The 17,530-nt window shown below is 71.5% G+C and carries 14 protein-coding genes; 8 read left to right on the forward strand and 6 right to left on the reverse strand.

Annotated elements, in window-relative coordinates:
• The first annotated feature begins 31 nt into the window (after positions 1-31).
• Entirely contained in the window at positions 32-526 is a 495-nt protein-coding gene (locus ABT369_RS32390; protein ID WP_350617714.1) for a GNAT family N-acetyltransferase, read from the forward strand.
• Positions 527-659: 133 nt separating this feature from the next.
• Here ABT369_RS32390 and ABT369_RS32395 read toward each other — a convergent pair whose 3' ends face one another.
• Genes ABT369_RS32395 through ABT369_RS32405 form a run of 3 tightly spaced genes read right to left on the reverse strand, consistent with a single transcriptional unit; the run spans position 660 to position 6,424 of the window.
• Positions 660-1,829, reverse strand: coding sequence for an ROK family transcriptional regulator (locus ABT369_RS32395; protein WP_350617715.1), 1,170 nt, complete (start codon positions 1,827-1,829; stop codon positions 660-662).
• 45 nt (positions 1,830-1,874) lie between these two features.
• Positions 1,875-4,088 carry a DUF4832 domain-containing protein gene (locus ABT369_RS32400; protein WP_350617716.1) on the reverse strand — a complete coding sequence of 738 codons (2,214 nt, stop codon included), beginning with the start codon at positions 4,086-4,088 and terminating at the stop codon, positions 1,875-1,877.
• Positions 4,088-6,424, reverse strand: coding sequence for a fibronectin type III domain-containing protein (locus ABT369_RS32405; RefSeq protein WP_350617717.1), 2,337 nt, complete (start codon positions 6,422-6,424; stop codon positions 4,088-4,090). Before ABT369_RS32405 ends, ABT369_RS32400 begins: the two co-directional genes overlap by 1 nt.
• Positions 6,425-6,593: 169 nt before the next feature.
• On the opposite strand from ABT369_RS32405, the gene ABT369_RS32410 reads away from it, so the two are divergent.
• From ABT369_RS32410 to ABT369_RS32430, 5 genes are read left to right on the forward strand one after another with little or no spacing between them, the layout of a single operon-like run.
• Positions 6,594-7,529, forward strand: coding sequence for a carbohydrate ABC transporter permease (locus ABT369_RS32410; protein WP_350617718.1), 936 nt, complete (start codon positions 6,594-6,596; stop codon positions 7,527-7,529).
• Between the two features lie 10 nt (positions 7,530-7,539).
• Entirely contained in the window at positions 7,540-8,421 is an 882-nt protein-coding gene (locus ABT369_RS32415; protein ID WP_350617719.1) for a carbohydrate ABC transporter permease, read from the forward strand.
• 17 nt (positions 8,422-8,438) lie between these two features.
• On the forward strand, positions 8,439-9,779 hold the full coding sequence (locus tag ABT369_RS32420) for an ABC transporter substrate-binding protein (protein WP_350617720.1): 1,341 nt from the start codon (positions 8,439-8,441) through the stop codon (positions 9,777-9,779).
• Positions 9,780-9,808: 29 nt separating this feature from the next.
• Positions 9,809-11,296 carry a glycoside hydrolase family 36 protein gene (locus ABT369_RS32425; RefSeq protein ID WP_350617721.1) on the forward strand — a complete coding sequence of 496 codons (1,488 nt, stop codon included), beginning with the start codon at positions 9,809-9,811 and terminating at the stop codon, positions 11,294-11,296.
• Positions 11,293-11,628 carry a DeoR family transcriptional regulator gene (locus ABT369_RS32430; RefSeq protein WP_350617722.1) on the forward strand — a complete coding sequence of 112 codons (336 nt, stop codon included), beginning with the start codon at positions 11,293-11,295 and terminating at the stop codon, positions 11,626-11,628. The genes ABT369_RS32425 and ABT369_RS32430 overlap by 4 nt, the downstream gene beginning before the upstream one ends.
• A 31-nt stretch (positions 11,629-11,659) precedes the next feature.
• Here the strand turns inward: ABT369_RS32430 and gad are convergent, their stop codons facing one another.
• On the reverse strand, positions 11,660-13,024 hold the full coding sequence (gad, locus tag ABT369_RS32435; protein WP_350617723.1) for a glutamate decarboxylase: 1,365 nt from the start codon (positions 13,022-13,024) through the stop codon (positions 11,660-11,662).
• Positions 13,025-13,106: 82 nt separating this feature from the next.
• The gene (locus ABT369_RS32440; protein WP_350617724.1) at positions 13,107-13,664 is read right to left on the reverse strand and encodes a cysteine hydrolase family protein; all 558 of its coding nucleotides are present in this window, start codon (positions 13,662-13,664) and stop codon (positions 13,107-13,109) included.
• A gap of 77 nt (positions 13,665-13,741) precedes the next feature.
• Between ABT369_RS32440 and ABT369_RS32445 the strand changes: the two genes are divergently transcribed.
• Positions 13,742-14,314: a TetR/AcrR family transcriptional regulator gene (locus ABT369_RS32445; protein WP_350617725.1), complete on the forward strand. Its 573-nt coding sequence runs from the start codon at positions 13,742-13,744 to the stop codon at positions 14,312-14,314.
• Between the two features lie 55 nt (positions 14,315-14,369).
• On the opposite strand, the gene ABT369_RS32450 is transcribed toward ABT369_RS32445, so the two are convergent.
• On the reverse strand, positions 14,370-14,708 hold the full coding sequence (locus ABT369_RS32450) for an Imm51 family immunity protein (RefSeq protein WP_350617726.1): 339 nt from the start codon (positions 14,706-14,708) through the stop codon (positions 14,370-14,372).
• Positions 14,709-14,830: 122 nt separating this feature from the next.
• Here ABT369_RS32450 and ABT369_RS32455 point away from each other — a divergent pair, with 122 nt between their 5' ends.
• Entirely contained in the window at positions 14,831-17,527 is a 2,697-nt protein-coding gene (locus ABT369_RS32455; RefSeq protein WP_350617743.1) for an ATP-binding protein, read from the forward strand.
• The last annotated feature ends 3 nt before the right edge of the window (positions 17,528-17,530 follow it).

Below are 17,530 nucleotides of genomic sequence, written 5' to 3' on the forward strand. Positions count from 1 at the left end.
GCCGGCGTCGTGGCGTGAGTACAGTCGGGCAATGCCCGAGCTGGAACGGCTGCATGCCGGTCATGCCCAAGCGGTCCTGGCCTTCGAGCTGGCGAACCGCGCCTACTTCGCCGCCTCGGTCTCCGACCGCGGCGACGCCTACTTCGACCAGTTCACCGACCGCTACGACGCCTTGCTGGCCGAGCAGGAGGCCGGCATCTGCGCCTTCTACGTGCTCGTCGGCGACGACGGCTCGGTACTCGGCAGGTTCAATCTGTACGACATCGAGGACCACACCGCGACACTCGGCTACCGGGTCGCGCAGCGTGCTTCCGGTCGGGGCGTGGCGACCGCGACCGTCCGGGAGCTGTGCGGACTGGCGACGGCCCAGCACGGGCTGCGCACACTGCGGGCCGCCGCCGCCCACCGGAATCCCGCGTCCCAGACGGTGCTGACCAAAGCCGGGTTCGTCCCTGTCGGCCCGGCCGGCCCGGCCGACCTTGGTGGTCAGCCCGGCACCTGGTACGAGCGCGACCTGATGCTCTAGCGGTGCCGACGGTGCCGGAGGCGCCGCCGGCGTGGGAGAACGGCAGATCAAGGCTGGCGGCTCCGAGGGGACGCGGCATCGCGCTCAGGCCCGCCGTGAACAGCCGACGGCCGACCTCGCCCGGCGGCCCCCGTCAGTCGCGGCGGGGCGCGACCGGAGCGCTCAGGCCCGCCGTGAACAGCCGCCGATCGACCTCGTTCAGCGCCAGCCGCAGCGCCCCCAGCGCCACGCTGTCCGCGCCCAAGGTCGAGGCTCGCACCTCCGGCATGCGCAGGCACAATTTTGCCAGCTCGCGCCGCAGCGGCTCCAGCACCAGGTCCGCCGAGCGCGAGAACCCGCCGCCGAAGATGACGACCTGCGGGTCCAGGGCGAGCACTAGGGCGGCCGTGCCCACCGCCAGGTCTTTCACGTAGCGGTTCACCGCCGTGCGGGCGTCGCGGTTGCCGGCCCGGGCCGCGTTGAAGACCCAGGCCGCGGCGTCGTCGGGGTTGACCGTGGCCGGGACGCCGGGGCAGCGCTGCAGGTGCTCGGGGGCGGTCAGCCAGCGCACCGCGCGCAGGGCGCCGATCTCGCCCGCGGCGCCGCCGAAGCCGCGGCGCAGGATGCCGTCGATGATGAGGCCCGCGCCGGTGCGCATGCCCGCCAGGAGGTAGACGATGTCGTTGGCGTCGCTCGCCGCGCCCTGCCAGCGTTCGGCCAGCGCGGCCAGCTTGCAGTCGTTCTCCACCACGATCGGGCAGGTGAAGCGGTCCTTGAGGTGGGCCGCTAGGTCGACCGTCTGCCAGCCGGGCAGGGGCGTGAACAAGGTGGTCTTGCCGGACGCGTCGACCGGGCCGGTGACGCCGACGGTCACGGCCCAGATGTCGTCGGCGGACTTTCCGCCCTCGTGCAGCACGTCGGCGAGCACGTGGTCGAGGGCGGCCAGGCGCTCGGCCGGGCCGGCGTCGGCCGCGACCGCTCTGCGGGTGGTGTGCACCACGTTGCCGTCGAGGTCGGCGAGCAGGGCGAGGACCTTGTGGCCGCCGATGTCGACGCCGATGACGTGGCCGGCGGTGGCGCGGAAGCGGTAGCGGCGGGCCGGGCGGCCCACGACGCTGCTGCCGCCCGGCTCGACGATCGTGGCCCAGCCGCCGGTGACGAGCCCCTGCGCGATCACGTCGACCGCGGGGCGCGACAGGCCGGTCAGCTTGGCGAGCTCGGTGACGGTGGCCGGGGGCTGGTCCCGCAGCGCCCGGACCACCGTCAGCGAGTTGAGCTCACGCAGCCGCGACAGGTCGGTACCGGTGATGACCTGATCTGGCACGGTCTGCCCTCCGCTCGCCAATATTGCTATGAACTTTACAAAGTACTATTGGAAGCTGATGCTGTCGACGGTGACCGTGCCGCTGCCGCCGTACCAGAACCCGAGCGCGAGCTGAGACGGGCTCGCGCGGTTGATGCCGTTGGCGGCCATCGGCACCTTGATGTCCTGATACGCCGTGGTGATCGCCGGGTGGCCGCCGCCGTCGAGGACGAAGTCGCCGAAGACCTTGGTCGCACCGCCGAGCGCCAGGCTGAAGTGTGTCTGCTCGCCACCGGTCGCGCCCTTGATCCGCACGACGAGGTAGGTGTAGCCGGACACGTCCTGCCCGACGTCGGAGCCGAACCAGCCGCAGTTGTTGTACTGCAGCGCGAGCGCCCCGCCGGAGACGACGCCGTTGCCGCCGCCGTTGAGGAAGCAGTTGCCGCCGGTCCACCGCCCGAGGTCGTTCTTGGCCGCGGCCGGGTACGCCGGGGTGCCGTCGAAGTCGTCGAGCACCAGCCCCGCGGGTGGCGGGTTGGTGGGACCGCTCACGGTGACGTTCACGGTGTTGCTCGACGGTGAGTCGTACCCGGCCGCGTCCCGGGCGGTCACGGTGTAGCTGTGCGTCCCGGCCGGCACGTTGGTGTCCGTGTACGTCGTGCCGGTCGGTGACGCCAGCAAGGTACCGTCACGATAGAGCCGGTAGCCCGTGACGCCGACGTTGTCCGTCGCGCCCGCCCAGGACAGCGGCACCGTCTGACCGCTCACGGCGCCCGCGGACAGGGTGGGTGCGGTGGGCGGCGTGCAGTCGCCCGTGCACGTTCCCACTGTGACGGCATTCGCGAGCACGTTGTACCCCTTGGCCGCGTCCCACGTGCCCGTGTTCGCCAGCCGGACCGAATACGAAGCAAGAGAACGCAACCCAGCAGCCTGGTCGGGCAGCCACAGGGCCAGCTTGTACGTCCCCGAGACCATCGCCGGCAGGGTCACGGTCTGGGTGGGAACGGTCACGGCCCCGGACTTCCAGGTGCGCGGGTCGAGGCCGGTGAGCTGCACGTTGTACCGGTTGGTGCCGTTGTCGAACACGAGGTACACCGGGCGCGGTTTGATGATGCCGGCGTAACCGTCGTTGAACAGGTGCGCGGAGAACGTGAAGCCGGAGCCGGGCGCGGCCTGGTTGGTGAAGGTCGCGTCGGCCAGCCGCAGCCGGTAGCCCAGCTTGCGCTTGATCCGGGTGAACAGGGTCTCGGCCGGGTCGACCCCGGACGCGGCCATGTTCGCGTTCTTCCAGAGGTCGGTGTTGACGGCCGCGTAGTCCTCGTTGATCTCGGTCCAGTGCTGGTGGCTCAGCTCGTACTGCGCGTTCACGCCGGCCGAGTCGTTGCCGCCGCTGGCGTTGCAGGTCTCGCCGCCGACGATCTTGTTGCCGCCGGTGGAGGTGGCATAGTCGTACACCCACTGCTTCTTCGTGGACACGTCGAACCAGCCCAGCCACGAGTTCTGGTCGTACGTGCCCATGTCGGCCGAGTCGGCGAGGAAGCAGTCGTCGTGGAAGCCGAGCCGGTCGAGGTCCTGCGTCGTCATGGTCGTGCCGTGGGCGAACTCGTAGTTGAAGATCGGGTACCGGATGGCGATCGGCATCGAGGCCGGGGTACTGCTGAGGAGCTTTTTCACCAGTGCGGCGCGGACCGGCGCCTGGTTCTGCTCCGATGCGGCGGTGTAGGGGCTCTCGTGCCACTCGCCCCACGCGCCGAAGAAGCCGGCCTCGAGGTGCATGATGACGTCGGCGTTGGCGGCCAGGACCGGGGCGAGCTGGTCGATGTGCCGCTCCATCTGCGGCTCGGTGACCGCGGAGTAGCCGTCCCACACGTAGGCGACCCGCAGGACGATCTTCAGCCCCTGCGCCCGGATCGCGGCCAGGCCGGTCCCCAGGTTGTCCAGCAGCGGCTGCGGCAGGTCGGTCGTCTGGTACTTGTCGAGGTGGACGTAGGAGTGGATGAGCGTGTCGCCGTCCGCCTTGGCCCGCGCGAACGTGCGGTCGAGCATGTCCGGGTTGAAGCCGGGGATGGTGTTGCTCGCGTAGTCGTTGACGGACGGGTCGTTGATGATCTCGTAGCGGTTGTGGAAGCCGCGTTCCGGGTTGGTGAACACCGTGCCGAAGTCGCCGGTGTACGTGGCGGTCGTGGTGGCGGCCGCGGCCGTGCTGGCCGGGCCGAGCAGGGAGAGGGCCAGGACGGCCGCCGCCACGGCGGCCGTCCGGACTCGAAGGGTGCGTGACATCAGTTGCTGAAGGAGAAGCTGTCGATGGAGATGGAGCTGTTGCCGCCGAACCAGAAGCCCATCGCGAGCTGGGCCGGGCTGGTGCGGCTGATCCCGTTGGCGACCATCGGGATCTTGATGTCCTGGTAGGCGGTGGTGATGACCGGGTGGCCGCCGCCGTCCAGCGTGTAGTCCCCGAAGACCTTGGTGGTCCCGCCGAGGCCCAGGTTGAAGTGGGTCTGCTCGCCGCCGCTGTTGCCCTTGATCCGCACGACGAGGTAGGTGTACTGCGAGACGTCCTGGTTGACGTCGGAGCCGAACCAGCCGCAGTTGTTGTACTGCAGCGTCAGCACCCCGCCGGAGACGACGCCGCTGCCGCCCCCGTTGAGGAAGCAGTTGCCGCCGGTCCACTTGCCGAGGTCGTTCTGCGCCGCGGACGGGTAGGCCGGGGTGCCGTTGTAGTCGTCCAGCACCAGGCCGGTCGGCGTGCTCGTCGCCGAGGTCGTCACGGTGATCGACGAGGAGTCCGCCGACGTGTTGCCCGCGGCGTCGTAGGCCCGGACCGTGTAGGTGTAGGCCGTGGACGCGTTCAGGCCCGAGTCGGTGTACGACGTCGTCGCCGACGTGCCGACCTGGGTGCCGCCCCGCAGCACCTTGTACCCGGTCACGCCCACGTTGTCGGTCGAGGCGTTCCAGCTCAGCGACACGCTGCTCGACGTCTTCGCGGGCGAGGTGAGGCCGGTCGGGGTCGAGGGCGGCGTGGTGTCGCCCCCGGTGGAGCCGCCGACGCCGATCGAGCCCAGCCCGAGCCACCCGTCGGCGTTCTGGGTGGCGTTGCCGAACCGGAGCTTCTTCGCGGCCGGGCTCAGCGCCTCGAGCGGGTTCTTGACCCGCATGACGAGCTGGTACGAGCCGTTGGCGACGCCGGCGAGGCTGACGTTGGACTGGAAGTACTGCGGGTAGCCGAAGTCGCGGTAGGTCGGGTCGGCGCCCACGTTCCAGTCGGGGAACGCGCGGATCTTCAGGGGCTGGACCGTGCGCAGGTCCCAGGGGGTGTCCCAGGTCTTCACGACGGCGCCGGAGGCGTCCTTGAGGCCGAGCGAGACGGTCCACGGGTAGTAGAACGGGGCCACGCCGTTGTTGGCGAGCGTGACGCCGACGGTGGCGCTGCCGCTGACGCTGTTGGCGTAGTAGGCGTGCGTCGCGGACAGGTCGTAGCCCATGAGCCGCACGGCCGCGGCCACGTTCGGGTCCGTGGACGAGTAGCTCTGGCTGGTCTGGTTGATCTTCCAGGTGGTGTGCTCGAGCTCGATGCAGGCCTTCATGTTGTCGACCTGGCCGGAGCCGCCGGGCCACGACGTGAACGCGGAGCTCTGGATCTCCGGGCGCACCTCGCCGCCCATGGAGTCGGTGACCCACTTGTTCTCCACGCCCATGTTCAGCGCGCGCTGGAGCTGGGAGTAGTCGGCGCCGCCGAGCGACTGGGGCAGGGTGACGCCCTTGAGCGGCGAGCCCTCCATGTAGCAGAACGAGTCGTCGTGGTAGCCGATGTCGCGGGCGTTGGCGGCACCGCCGGCCGAGTCCGGGTAGCGGATCTCGAGCTTGGTGGTGTTGAACGCGTTGTCGAACGCGGCGACGATCTGGGCCGCGTGCGCGTCGGTCGGCATCAGGTTCGGGTAGCCGTCGGCGGTGTCGGTGTCGAACGGCCACGTGTGCCACTCGCCCCACAGGCCGACGAGGCCGAGGTTGATGAAGCCGATGCGCGGGTCGCCGTCGTAGCGGGCGCCGAACGCGTTGATGAAGTTGGTGACGGCGGTGAGCAGGTAGGCGCTGTCGTAGTCGGGGCTGACGGTGCCCCAGAACGTGTTGTTGCGGTAGGTCACGTGCCCGTCGAAGCAGTGCGGGATCGCGTTGCCGGGGTGGCTGCCGGTGCCGCCCGGGTACTCCATGTAGAAGCGGATGGCGGCCTGGTTGCCGTAGGAGGCGATCTCGTTCAGCGCGTTGTCCACAATGGACCAGTTGTACGTCGAGCAGTCGGTCGCGCTGGTCATCACCTCGGACAGGCCGAAGTAGCTCCATGCCAGGGACCTCGGGTAGCCCGAGTTCTGGTTGTCGCCGGGGAAGTAGAAGCGGGCGAAGCCCTTGAGCGGGTTGTCCAGCGGGCTCGGGGCGGCGGTGAGCGGGTGGTCGGTCAGGCCGGGGCTCGGCGCGGCCGGCGGGGCCGGGCGCGCGGGGACACCGGCGGGCACCGCGGTGAACGCGGCCGCGTTGTGCGGCGCGAACACGAGCACGGCACTGGCGGCGACCGTGCAGAGTGCGACGGCGCGGGCGAGGCGCCGCCGCAGGGTTGTGCGCATGGATGGACCTCCGGAATCAGGGGTGCGGAGTCTCCTCGTTCGCCATATCGATACGAGGAGGTGTTGACAAACTTTCCATGAGCTTCATCATTATTAGCGGCCACACACCCCCCGCCGCAAGACGCCAAATCTAGAAGATCTTCGATCGATTGGAGGTCGGATCGTGACGATGAGTAACACCGTTGCGGTGCCCGCCGCCACGGTGCCGGATGCCGAGAAGAGCCCCGGGCCCCGCCGGGCCCGCGACGACCGCTGGGTCGCCTGGCTGTTCCTCGCACCGGTGCTGCTCGGCTTCGCGGTGTTCTACCTGTACCCGACCGTCCGCGGCGTCTGGTACTCCGTCACCGACTACAGCCTGCTCAACACCCCGAACTTCGTCGGCGCCGACAACTACAGCGAGCTCGTCAGCGACGGGCAGTTCTGGAACTCACTGAAGGTCACCGCCTACTACGTCGTGCTCAACATCGGCTCGCAGACCGTGCTCGCGCTCGGCCTGGCCGCGCTCATGCACCGGCTCACCGGCTCGGTCGTCGTGCGCGCCACGATGCTGCTGCCGTGGCTGGTGCCGAACGTGACCGTCGGCCTGCTGTGGATGTGGCTGCTCGACTCGAACCTCGGCTTCGTCAACCACCTGCTCGGGATGGTCGGCGTGGACAACCGCGCCTACCTGAACTCGCCGGACTGGGCCATGCCCTCGGTCGCGCTCATCAACACGTGGGCCTACACCGGGTACACCGCGCTGCTGCTCTACGCCGGGATGCTGCAGATCCCGGCGCACCTCTACGAGAGCGCGGCCCTGGACGGCGCCGGCGAGCTGCGGATGTTCCGGCGGATCACGCTGCCCCTGCTGCGCCCGATCCTCGCCCTGGTGCTCGTGGTGTCGCTGATCGGCTCGTTCCAGATCTTCGACACCGTCGCGGTCACCACGAAGGGCGGCCCGGTCGGCGCGACCCGGGTCATCTACTTCTACATCTACCAGCAGGCCTTCACGTACTTCCACATGGGCTACGCCGCCGCGGCCGCGATGGTGCTCGTGGTGATCCTCGGCGTGCTGACCGCGGTGCAGATGCGGCTGCTGCGCGCATCCCGCTCGGACCTGACCTGAGAGGCCTGCCATGACCCGCCGCTTTTCGCCCGGCAAGGTGCTGGCCTGGCTCGTGCTGGCCGCGTTCCTCGCGCTCACGATCGCGCCGTTCTACTGGATGATCCGCACGGCGATCACCCCCGTCGCCGACATCTACACCGACAGCACCGCCATCGTGCCGTCCCACCCGACGATGATCAATTTCTGGCGGGTGCTCGGCCTCGTCGACCCGCAGACCGCGCGCGAGGCCGGGGGCTCGGGGGCGCAGATCAACTTTCTGCGGTACACCCTGAACTCCATCATCTACTGCGCGCTCATCGCGGGCGTGCAGACGTTCTGCTGCGCCATGGCCGGGTACGCCTTCGCCCGCCTGCGCTTCCCCGGCCGCGACCTGGTCTTCGGGATCATCGTCGCGGCGCTGATGGTCCCGCCCATCTTCACGCTGCTGCCCAACTTCACGCTCGTGAAGACCATCGGCGCCATGGACACGTTCCTCGGCATGGTCGCCCCCAACCTGCTCATGACCCCGTTCGCGGTGTTCTTCCTCCGCCAGTTCTTCCTGTCCATCCCGCGCGAGGTGGAGGAGGCGGCGATCATCGACGGGGCCGGCAAGTGGGGAGTCTTCTGGCGGGTCATCGTGCCCATGAGCCGCGGGCCGCTCATCACCATCGCCCTCACGACGTCGGTGTGGGCGTGGAAGGACTTCCTGTGGCCGCTGCTCGTCGGCCGCGGGGAGCAGACCCGGGTGCTCACCGTGGCCCTCGGGGTGTTCCTCCAGCAATCCCCCAACACCCAGCCGGACTGGACGGGGCTCATGGCCGCCTCCACGCTGTCCGTCCTGCCGGTCCTCGCCCTGCTCATCTTCCTGGGCAAGCGGCTGGTGCAGTCCCTCAACTTCACCGGCATCAAGTAACCGAAGGGAATCCCCCAATGCGCAGACGCTCCCGCACGGCGGCGCTCGTCACCGCCGCGGCGCTCGCCTTACCGCTGCTGCACGCGTGCTCGAACTCCTCGGGCGACGACACCGGCGGCAAGGTCACCCTCGAGTACTGGCTGTGGGACGACAAGCAGCAGCCCGCCTACCAGGCGTGCGCCGACGAGTTCACCAAGGCCAACCCGAACATCACCGTCAAGATCTCGCAGACCGCGTGGGCGCAGTACTGGCAGAACCTCACCACCCAGCTCGCCAGCGGCAGCGCGCCCGACGTGTGGACCGACCACGCGTCGTACTACCCGCAGTTCGTGTCCAGCAACCAGATCCTCGACATCCAGCCGTTCGTCGACAAGGACAAGGTCGACCTCAGCCAGTACCAGGCCGGGTTGGCTGATCTGTTCGTCAAGGACGGCAAGCGCTACGGGCTGCCGAAGGACTGGGACACCATGGCCCTAGTCTACAACACCAAGTTCGTCCCCGACGCGACCGGCCTGGACAAGCTCACCTGGAACCCGGCCGACGGCGGCACCTTCGAGCAGGCGATCGCCAAGGCGACCGTCGACGCCAACGGCAAGAACGGGCTGGACCCGGCCTTCGACAAGACCAAGGTGAAGGTGTACGGCTTCCTGCCCGAGTGGGCCGACGGCTCCCAGGGCCAGAACGGCTGGGGCGACCTCGCGGTCTCCAACGGGTTCACGTATCTCGACAAGAACCCGTGGGGCACCAAGTACAAGTACGACGACCCCAAGCTCGCCGAGACCATCGCCTGGTTCAAGCACCTCATCGACGCCGGCTACGCGCCGAAGTTCGACAAGCAGTCCACCCTCGGCCGCGACGCCGTGATGGACGCCGGGCAGGCCGCCTTCACCATCGTCGGCTCCTGGACGATCAGCTCCTACCTCGGCACCGGGGCGAAGCAGCAGTACGCGTTCGCGCCGCTGCCCACCGGCCCGGCCGGGCGCAAGACCGCCATCAACGGCCTCTCCGACGCCATCTACGCCGGCACCAAGCACCCCGAGCAGGCGTGGGCGTGGGTGAAGTTCCTGGGCTCGGCCGCCTGCCAGGACATCGTGGGCGACAAGGCCGTCGTCTTCCCGGCGCTGAAGTCCGGCGCCGACAAGGCCCTCGCCGCCCACAAGGCCGCGGGCCGCGACGTGCACGTGTTCACCGACGAGGCCGCGGCCCCCGGCGGCACCTTCTTCCTGCCGATCACCGACCACGGCAACGAGATCAGCCAGATCGTGCAGGACTCGCTGCAGGGCGTGGTCCTGGGCTCCGCCCAGCCGGCCGACGCCCTGAAGAAGGCCAACGACCAGGTCAACGCGCTCTTCAAGTAGTTCGTGACGCACTTTCGTTAAGGAGAACCATGGCACAGGTCGTCGAGCTCGGCGGTCGTCACTTCGCCCTTCAGCACACCGGCGACGGGACGCCGCGGCCCGTACCAGGCGGCATCCTGCTGCCGCCCGGCCGGATCGCGATCCTGCACGGGCTCGGCGACGCTTCCTTCTATCGGCACGGCCACAACTCGTGGAGCCCGTGCGGCTGGCGGCGGCTCAGCGAGCCGCCGCTACGCATCCCCAACCCGACCCGGCTGGTGACCGCGGACGACCCCGCGTTCGACGACCCCGGCCGCCACCACGGCTCCGCCGTCGCCGCGCTGCAGGGCGCGGACGGCCGGACCCTGTTGCTGGGCGCGCTGGGGCTGGACACCCCGCGGCTCACCGCCGACCAGGACACGCTCACCGGCTGGTACGCGGGCGGCGGCGCCGAGTGGTTCGTCGCCTACGGGCCCGAGGAGGAGGTGTTCCGCGCCTACACCGACCAGCTCGCCGAGCGCTTCGGCACGGGCCGGCGCAAGGCCGGCAACGTGTGGTGCAGCTGGTACGCGTACTACGAGAACGTCACCGAGGCCCAGCTGACCAAGGACATCGCCGACCTCGCGGGCCTGCCGTTCGACGTGGTGCAGATCGACGACGGCTGGGAGGAGCGGGTCGGCGACTGGACGCCCAACGCCAAGTTCCCCAGCGGCATGCGCAGCCTCGTCAAGCAGATCACCGAGGCCGGCTTCACCGCCGGGCTGTGGCTGGCCCCGTTCATCGCCCTGCCGACGTCCCGCCTGGCCACCGAGCGGCCCGAGCTGCTGCTGCGCGACGCGTCCGGCCGGCCGGTCGTCGCCGGCTACAACTGGGGCGGCCCGTACTACGCGCTCGACCTCGCCCGCGCCGACGCCCGCGAGCACGTCGCCGGGGTCGTGCGTACCGTCGTGCACGAGTGGGGGTTCAAGTACCTCAAGCTCGACTTCATCAACGCGGCCGCGGCGTATCTGCCGGGCCGGGACCGCGAGCGCATCTACCGCGAGGCCCTGCACGTGATCCGCGAGGCCGCGGGCGAGGACGTCTACCTGCTCGGCTCCGGCGCGATCCTGCTGCCGTCGCTGGGCCTGCTCGACGGCCTGCGCAGCGGCCCGGACGTGGCCCCGATGTGGGACAACTACGCCTCCGTCGACCCGTCCGACGCCACCGCCCGCAACGCCGTCGTGAACAGCGTGCACCGGCTCTGGCAGTCCCCGCTCGTCGAGGTCGACCCGGACGTCATCTACTTCCGCAGCAAGCTCAACCTGCTCACGCCGCAGCAGCTGCAGTGGCTGCGGGACCTGGCCGACGTGTGCGGCTTCCGGGCCGTGTCGGACCCGCCGGCGTGGCTGACCCCGGCCGAGCTGGAGGAGCTGCGCACCTACCTCGAGGCCTCCCCCGAGATCCGGCGGCTGAGCCGGTACCGGTTCACGCTGGACGGCCGCGAGGTCGACTTCGCGCCCGCGGTCGCCACCGACGGCCAGCTGTACCCGATCTCATGAACACCGCCCAGATGCTGCCGTCCCTGCGCCGCCAGCGGATCCTGGATCTGCTGGCGCGGCGGGAGTACGTCACCGTCGAGGAAATTCGCGACGCGACGGGCGCCTCCACCGCCACGATCCACCGGGACCTGACCCGGCTGGCCGTGAACGGCGCCCTGATCCGGATTCGCGGCGGCGCGACGAGACCGCCGCAGCCGCGCGGCGAGGAGCGCCTCCTCGCCGCGTGCCTGACCCGGGTCCGGCTGGCCCTGGACCGCAAGGACCTGACCACGGTGGAGACCGCCCTGCAACAGGCCCTGGACGCCTGCACCCGCCTGCGCCGCGCCTCCTGAGCCGCCGGTCGCGTCCGGCGGTTTCAGGACGTCAGTGGTGGAAGGCGGTGCGCTTCGGGCCGTCGTGCGGCAGCGGCCGGTCCAGGCGCTCGAGATGCTCGACGGCCTCCCCCATCGACTCCAGGAACTTGCGGCCGAGGTCGTGCGACATGCCGTTGCGCACCACGATGCGCTGCACGGTGGTGTCGGTGAGGTCGTCGGGCATCGGGTACGTGGGGACCAGCCAGCCGTACTGGCGCAGCACAGCGCTCAGGTCGTACAGGTTCCAGCGGCCGGTGTGGCCGGGCCGCATCCGGTAGGCGAACACCGGGATGTCCTCGGCATCGCTCCACAGCTCGAACGGGCCGAGCCCGGCGATGCCCGCGGCCAGTCCCCGCGCGACGTCCTGGGCGGTGGCGTGCACCTGCCGGAAGCCCTCGTGGCCCAGGCGCAGGAAGGTGTAGTACTGCAGCAGCACCTGCGCCCCGGGGCGGGAGAAGTTCAGGCAGAACGTCGGCATGTCGCCGCCGAGGTAGCTGACCCGGAACACCAGCTCCTCCGGCAGCAGCTCGGCATCGCGCCACACCACCCATCCGACGCCCGGGTAGACCAGGCCGTACTTGTGCCCGCTGGCGTTGATGGAGTGCACCCGCGCGACCCGGAAGTCCCAGGACAGGTCCGGTTGCAGGAACGGCGCGACGAATCCGCCCGAGGCCGCGTCGACGTGGATCGGCACGTCGAGGTTGTGCGTGGCCTGGATCCGGTCCAGCGCGGCGGCGACCTGCTCGACCGGCTCGAACATGCCGGTGTACGTGACCCCGAGGATCACCACCACGCCGATGGTCCGCTCGTCGACGTACCGCTCCAGGTCGTGACCGTCGAGCGTGGGGTGCTCCTCGCTGATAGGCACGAACCGCGGCTCGACCTCCCAGTAGTTCGCGAACTTCTCCCAGCACACCTGCGCCGCCGAGCTGAGCACCAGGTTGGGCCGGTCGGCCGGCCGGCCCTCGGCCCGCCGCCGGGCCTGCCAGCGGCGCTTGAACGCCATCCCGGCCAGCATGCACGCCTCCGACGAGCCGACCGTGGAGGTCGCGATGGCCCGGTCCGGGTCGGGGGCCCGCCACAGTCCGGCGAGGATCCGGCCGCACCGGTCCTCGATCTCGGCCGTGGCCGGGTACTCGTCCTTGTCGATCAGGTTCTTCTGGCGCGTCTCGGCGTAGAGCCGGTCGGCGGGACGGTCCATCCACGTCCCGACGAAGGTCGCCAGGTTCAGCCGCGCGTTGCCGTCGAGCATCGCCTCGTCGTGCACGACGTCGTACGCGGACTCCGCGTCGAGGCCCAGCTCCGGCAGGCGTACCACGGCTTCGCCGACGGACGCGCGGGAGGACACGACCGGGCGGCTTCGGCGACTGGCCATGCGCACAAGCCTGGCCGGGCCGCGGCCGCCGGCCGCCCCTCTCCGCGGGTGAGAACGTGCCGCGCGAGCGGGGAGCCGCCGCTCAGGCCGCCCACTCGGCGATGGTGAGCACCTCGGCCTGGCGCGGGAAGACCTTCTCGACCAGCACCCGGTGCACCTCGGGGTCGTCGTCGAGGCACCCGTCGGCGAGCACCGTGAGCCCGAAGTCCAGGTCGGCGGCCTGCCGTAGGGTCGACAGCACCACCCCGCCGGTCGCGATGCCGGTGAGCACCAGGTGCTCGATCCCGCCGGCCCGCAGGACCATCTCCAGGTCGCTGCCGGCGAAGGCGCTCACCCGGCGCTTGGTCACGACGATGTCCCCGGCGACGGGGTCGGTGTCGGGCTGGATGTCGGGGTGGATCCGCATGCTCGCGGCCTCGGCGGGCGACTCGTGCGCGCCGGCGAGGCGCCCGAACATGCGGTTGCGCGGGCTGATCTCGGGGCGGCCGGGGCGGAACCCGACCACGACGTAGATCACGGGGAGCCCTCGGGCGTGCGCGGTGTCGATCGCGGTGCGCAGGCGGGGCAGGTAGCCCGGGTCGGGGTAGCGCTCGACGACGGCGCGTTGGACGTCCATGACGAGCAGAGCGGTGGTGGCCACGCCGGCCTCCTTCGACAAGTCATCATATGATTACTTGCGCGACCGTAGCCTACGCGGCGCTCGGAGAGGAGGTTGCGGTGGCCGAGACCACACCGCGCCGTCGGGATGCGGCGGCGACCCGGCAGGCACTGCTGGAGGCGGCGGCCCGGCGCTTCACCCGCCTCGGCTACGAGCGCACGACCCTGCGCGACATCGCCGGGGACGTCGGGGTCAACCTGGCGCTCATCAAGCGGTACTTCGGGTCGAAGGAGGGCCTGCTCAAGGCGGCCATGTCGGCGTCACCGCGGTTCGGCGGCGACGGCGAGCGGCCCTGGGACCGCACGGCGCTCGCGGACGCGCTGGCCCGCCACCTGTCGAGCGACGCGTGGCCGGAGTTCGACGAGCACCCGGTGCTGATGCTGCTGCGCGTCTCCGGCGACGCCCAGGTCGACGGCCTGCGCCGCCAGGCCCTGCTCGACTTCGGCCGGAAGGTCCTCACCGCGGCCGGGCACGAGGGCGACGACCGCCTGCTGGAGGCGGAGCTCGTGGTGGCCCTCGGCGTCGGCATCGCCGTCGTCCGGTCGGCCGTGGGCCTGCAGCCGCTGCGCGACGCGACCGCCGAGCAGCTGCACGGCCCGCTGGCTGCGGTGGTCGACGCGCTGCTGCCCTGACGCGGTCGTCCGCCCTGGCTCAGTCACCCGCCCTGGCTCAGTCGCCTGCCCTGACTCAGTCGTCGAACTCGAAGCCGCGCTCGGCGGCCAGGGCCACGACGGCGCGCATCCGGTCGGCGTCGTTGGCCACCGCGGCCATGAGCGCGCCGAGCTGCTCCAGGGCGGGGCGGTCCGTGCCGTAGGCGGCGAACATGCCGCCCTCGGGGTCGTACTTGAGCCGCCCCTCCAGCTCCGGCGCCTCGGTCGCGACGAGCAGCTGCCCGACGCCCTCCCAGAAGTAGCCGTTGGGCTCGTGCCCCAGCTCCTCCACGAGCCCGTCGACGGCGGTCGACCCGGCGTTGAGCAGCAGCGAGTAGTTGCCCGGGCTCGTCTCGACGATCTTCAGCGGCGTCACGGGCCCAGCATACGGGGAGGGGACACCCGTCACGTGACGTATGCCGGTCGCGCTCCCACGTCCGTAGCGTTCGGCGTGGGCCGGCACCGGGCCGGCTCTCCGACGCAATGGGCGAGGTGACGATGCTCGGCCGTGACGCGGAGCTGGACGTGCTGCGTTCCGTCCTGGCCGAGGTGGACCGGCACGGCGCGGCCGTCGCGGTGCACGGCGAGGCCGGCATCGGCAAGACGACCCTGGTGGACGAGCTCCGCCGGATGGCCACCGCCGCCGGCTTCCGCGTGCTCACCTGTGTGGGCGTGCAGAGCGAGACCCGGGTCGGCCTGGCCGGGCTGCACCAGCTGCTGCACGTCGTCGTGGACCGCGTCGACGCGCTGCCGCAGCGGCAGCGGGCGGCGCTGCGCAGCGCGCTCGGCATCGGGCCGGACACCGCGCCGGACCGGCTGCTGATCTCCGTGGCGGTGCTGGGCCTGCTCGAGGAGGTGGCGCAGACCAGGCCGCTGCTGCTGGTCATCGAGGACGTGCAGTGGATGGACCAGCCGACGGTCAACATGATCGGGTTCGTCGCCCGGCGGCTGGCCGAGACCCGGATCGTCCTGCTGACCACGTGCCGGACCGGCGAGCGGGACCCGCTGGCCCCCTTCGGCATGCGGGAGATCCGGCTGGACCGTCTGCCGGACGCCGTCGCGGCCGAGCTGGTGACGGGGCTCAACCCGGCGATGAGCCGCGAGGCCCGGGCCCGGGTGCTGGCCGAGGCGGAGGGCAATCCGCTCGCCCTGGTCGAGCTGACCCGCGGCATCGAGGACCGCGGCCTGCACGACGCCACGATCCTGCCCGACCGGCTTCCGCTGGGCGTCCGGCTGGAGAACATGTTCGCCGGGCAGGTCGACGCCCTGCCCGAGCCGACCCGGGACCTGCTGCTGCTGGCCTCCGTCAACACCGAGTCGTCGCTGACCGAGCTGGCGATGGCCGGGGCGCGGCTCGGCCTGGGCCTGGAGCAGCTCGTCCCGGCCGAGGACGCCGGGCTCGTCCGCTCGGTCGGCCACCGGCTGGAGTTCCGCCACCCGCTGGTCCGGTCGGCCATCTACGGCGCGGCGCCGTTCGCCCGGCGGGTGGCCATGCACCGGGCGCTGGCCGAGGCCCTGGCCGACGACCCGATTCGGGCCGCCTGGCACCGGGCCGCCGCCACCGTCGGCCGCGACGAGCCGGTCGCCGCCGACCTCGAGGCCGCCGCCGAGCGGGACCGGGCCCGCGGCGCGGTCGGCGACGCGATGCGATCCCTGGAGCGGGCCGCCGACCTGTCCCCCGACCCGGACCAACGCGGCCGCCGGCTCGGCCTGGCCGCCGAGGCCGCCCGCCAGGCCGGGCTCACCTCCGCCGTGGACCGGCTGATCGCCGAGGCGGCCCGGGCCAGCGCCGACCCGGTGCTGCACGCCAACCTCGTGCTCACCCACATCATCATGGCGACCAACGCCAACCTGCCGATGCGCGGGCTGGTCGAGACGGTCGCCGTCGGCCGCGCCGCCGTGCCCCACGACCTCGACGTCGGCGCGTCGACGCTGGTGCAGGCCGCGTTCCGGTGCATGACCGACGGCGCCGCGCCGGCTGTCCGGGCGCAGGTCGAGCACGAGATCCGGGCGCTCGGCCTGCCGGCCGCCGACCTGCGGGTCGTCCTGGCCCTGGCCGCCCTGGAGCCGGTGCGGCACGCGGCCCTGGTCACCCCGGCGCTGCAGGCGATGGCCGCCCACCTGACCGCGCTGCCCCCGATCGTCGCGGCCGGGATCGGCGAGGCCGCGGAGTCGCTGCAGGTCTGGGACCTGGCCGAGCAGGGCTGGTCGACGGCCGCGGAGGCCTTCCGGCGCGACGGCGCGGTCGCGGACCACGCCATGACGCTGGGCCGGCTCTCGCGGGTGCGGCTGACGGCCGGCCGGCTCTCCGACGCGGTCTCCGACGCCGACCAGGCCGGCCGGCTGGCCGAGGAGCTCGACCTGCCGGCGATCGCCGCCCACTCGGCGGTGATCGCCGCGCGGGTGCACGCCTGGCGCGGCGAGCACACCCAGGCCGCGGCGAAGCTCGAGCGGTGCCGGGAGCTGGCGCCGGTACCGCCGGCCATGATCGTCGCCGGCCGGCACTGGGCCGCCGGGCTGTCCGCGCTGGCCGAGGGCCACCACCAGGACGCGCTGCGGGATCTGGAGGCGGTGATGGTCCACCCGGAGGCGGGGCTGCTGGTCATCGGCGACCTCGTCGAGGCCTCGGTCCGGGCCCGGGAGACGGGGCGGGCGGCCGGCTGGATCGACGAGGTCGAGGCCGCCGCCCGGGCCCTCGACTCGTCGCTGCTGTGGATGCTCGTGCACCGCTCGCGGGGGCTGCTCACCGACCAGGCCGAGGAGCACTTCAAGCGGGCGCTGGCCGAGCCCGGGATCGCCGGGCACCCGCTGGAGACGGCCCGGACCCGGCTCGCGTTCGGCGAGTGGCTGCGCCGCAAGCGCCGCATCGGCGAGGCCCGGGACGAGATCACCGCCGCGATGCGGGCGTTCGACGCCGTCGGCGCCAGGCAGTGGGCGGAACGGGCCCGCACCGAGCTGCGCGCCTCCGGGCTGGTCGTGCAGCGGCGCACCGAGAGCCGGCTGGCCCAGCTGACCAGCCAGGAGCTGCAGATCGCCCGGCTGGCCGCCCGGGGGCACACCAACAAGCAGGTCGCCGACCAGCTGTTCCTGTCACACCGGACGGTCAGCTCGCACCTCTACCGCATCTTCCCGAAGCTCGGCATCACCGGCCGGGCCGAGCTGCGCGACGCGCTCGAGGCCATGCAGGCCGAGTGAGCC

The organism is Dactylosporangium sp. NPDC000244, assembly GCF_040300725.1.
Classification (GTDB): Bacteria; Actinomycetota; Actinomycetes; order Mycobacteriales; family Micromonosporaceae; genus Dactylosporangium.

What these genes read in the sequence shown, in the direction of transcription:
- ABT369_RS32420 (WP_350617720.1), top strand. Translation starts at nt 8,439, where the DNA reads ATGCGCAGACGCTCCCGCACGGCGGCGCTCGTCACCGCCGCGGCGCTC.
- ABT369_RS32405 (WP_350617717.1), bottom strand. Translation starts at nt 6,424, where the DNA reads ATGCGCACAACCCTGCGGCGGCGCCTCGCCCGCGCCGTCGCACTCTGC.
- ABT369_RS32400 (WP_350617716.1), bottom strand. Translation starts at nt 4,088, where the DNA reads ATGTCACGCACCCTTCGAGTCCGGACGGCCGCCGTGGCGGCGGCCGTC.
- ABT369_RS32425 (WP_350617721.1), top strand. Translation starts at nt 9,809, where the DNA reads ATGGCACAGGTCGTCGAGCTCGGCGGTCGTCACTTCGCCCTTCAGCAC.
- ABT369_RS32430 (WP_350617722.1), top strand. Translation starts at nt 11,293, where the DNA reads ATGAACACCGCCCAGATGCTGCCGTCCCTGCGCCGCCAGCGGATCCTG.
- ABT369_RS32415 (WP_350617719.1), top strand. Translation starts at nt 7,540, where the DNA reads ATGACCCGCCGCTTTTCGCCCGGCAAGGTGCTGGCCTGGCTCGTGCTG.
- ABT369_RS32390 (WP_350617714.1), top strand. Translation starts at nt 32, where the DNA reads ATGCCCGAGCTGGAACGGCTGCATGCCGGTCATGCCCAAGCGGTCCTG.
- ABT369_RS32410 (WP_350617718.1), top strand. Translation starts at nt 6,594, where the DNA reads ATGAGTAACACCGTTGCGGTGCCCGCCGCCACGGTGCCGGATGCCGAG.
- ABT369_RS32455 (WP_350617743.1), top strand. Translation starts at nt 14,831, where the DNA reads ATGCTCGGCCGTGACGCGGAGCTGGACGTGCTGCGTTCCGTCCTGGCC.
- gad (WP_350617723.1), bottom strand. Translation starts at nt 13,024, where the DNA reads ATGGCCAGTCGCCGAAGCCGCCCGGTCGTGTCCTCCCGCGCGTCCGTC.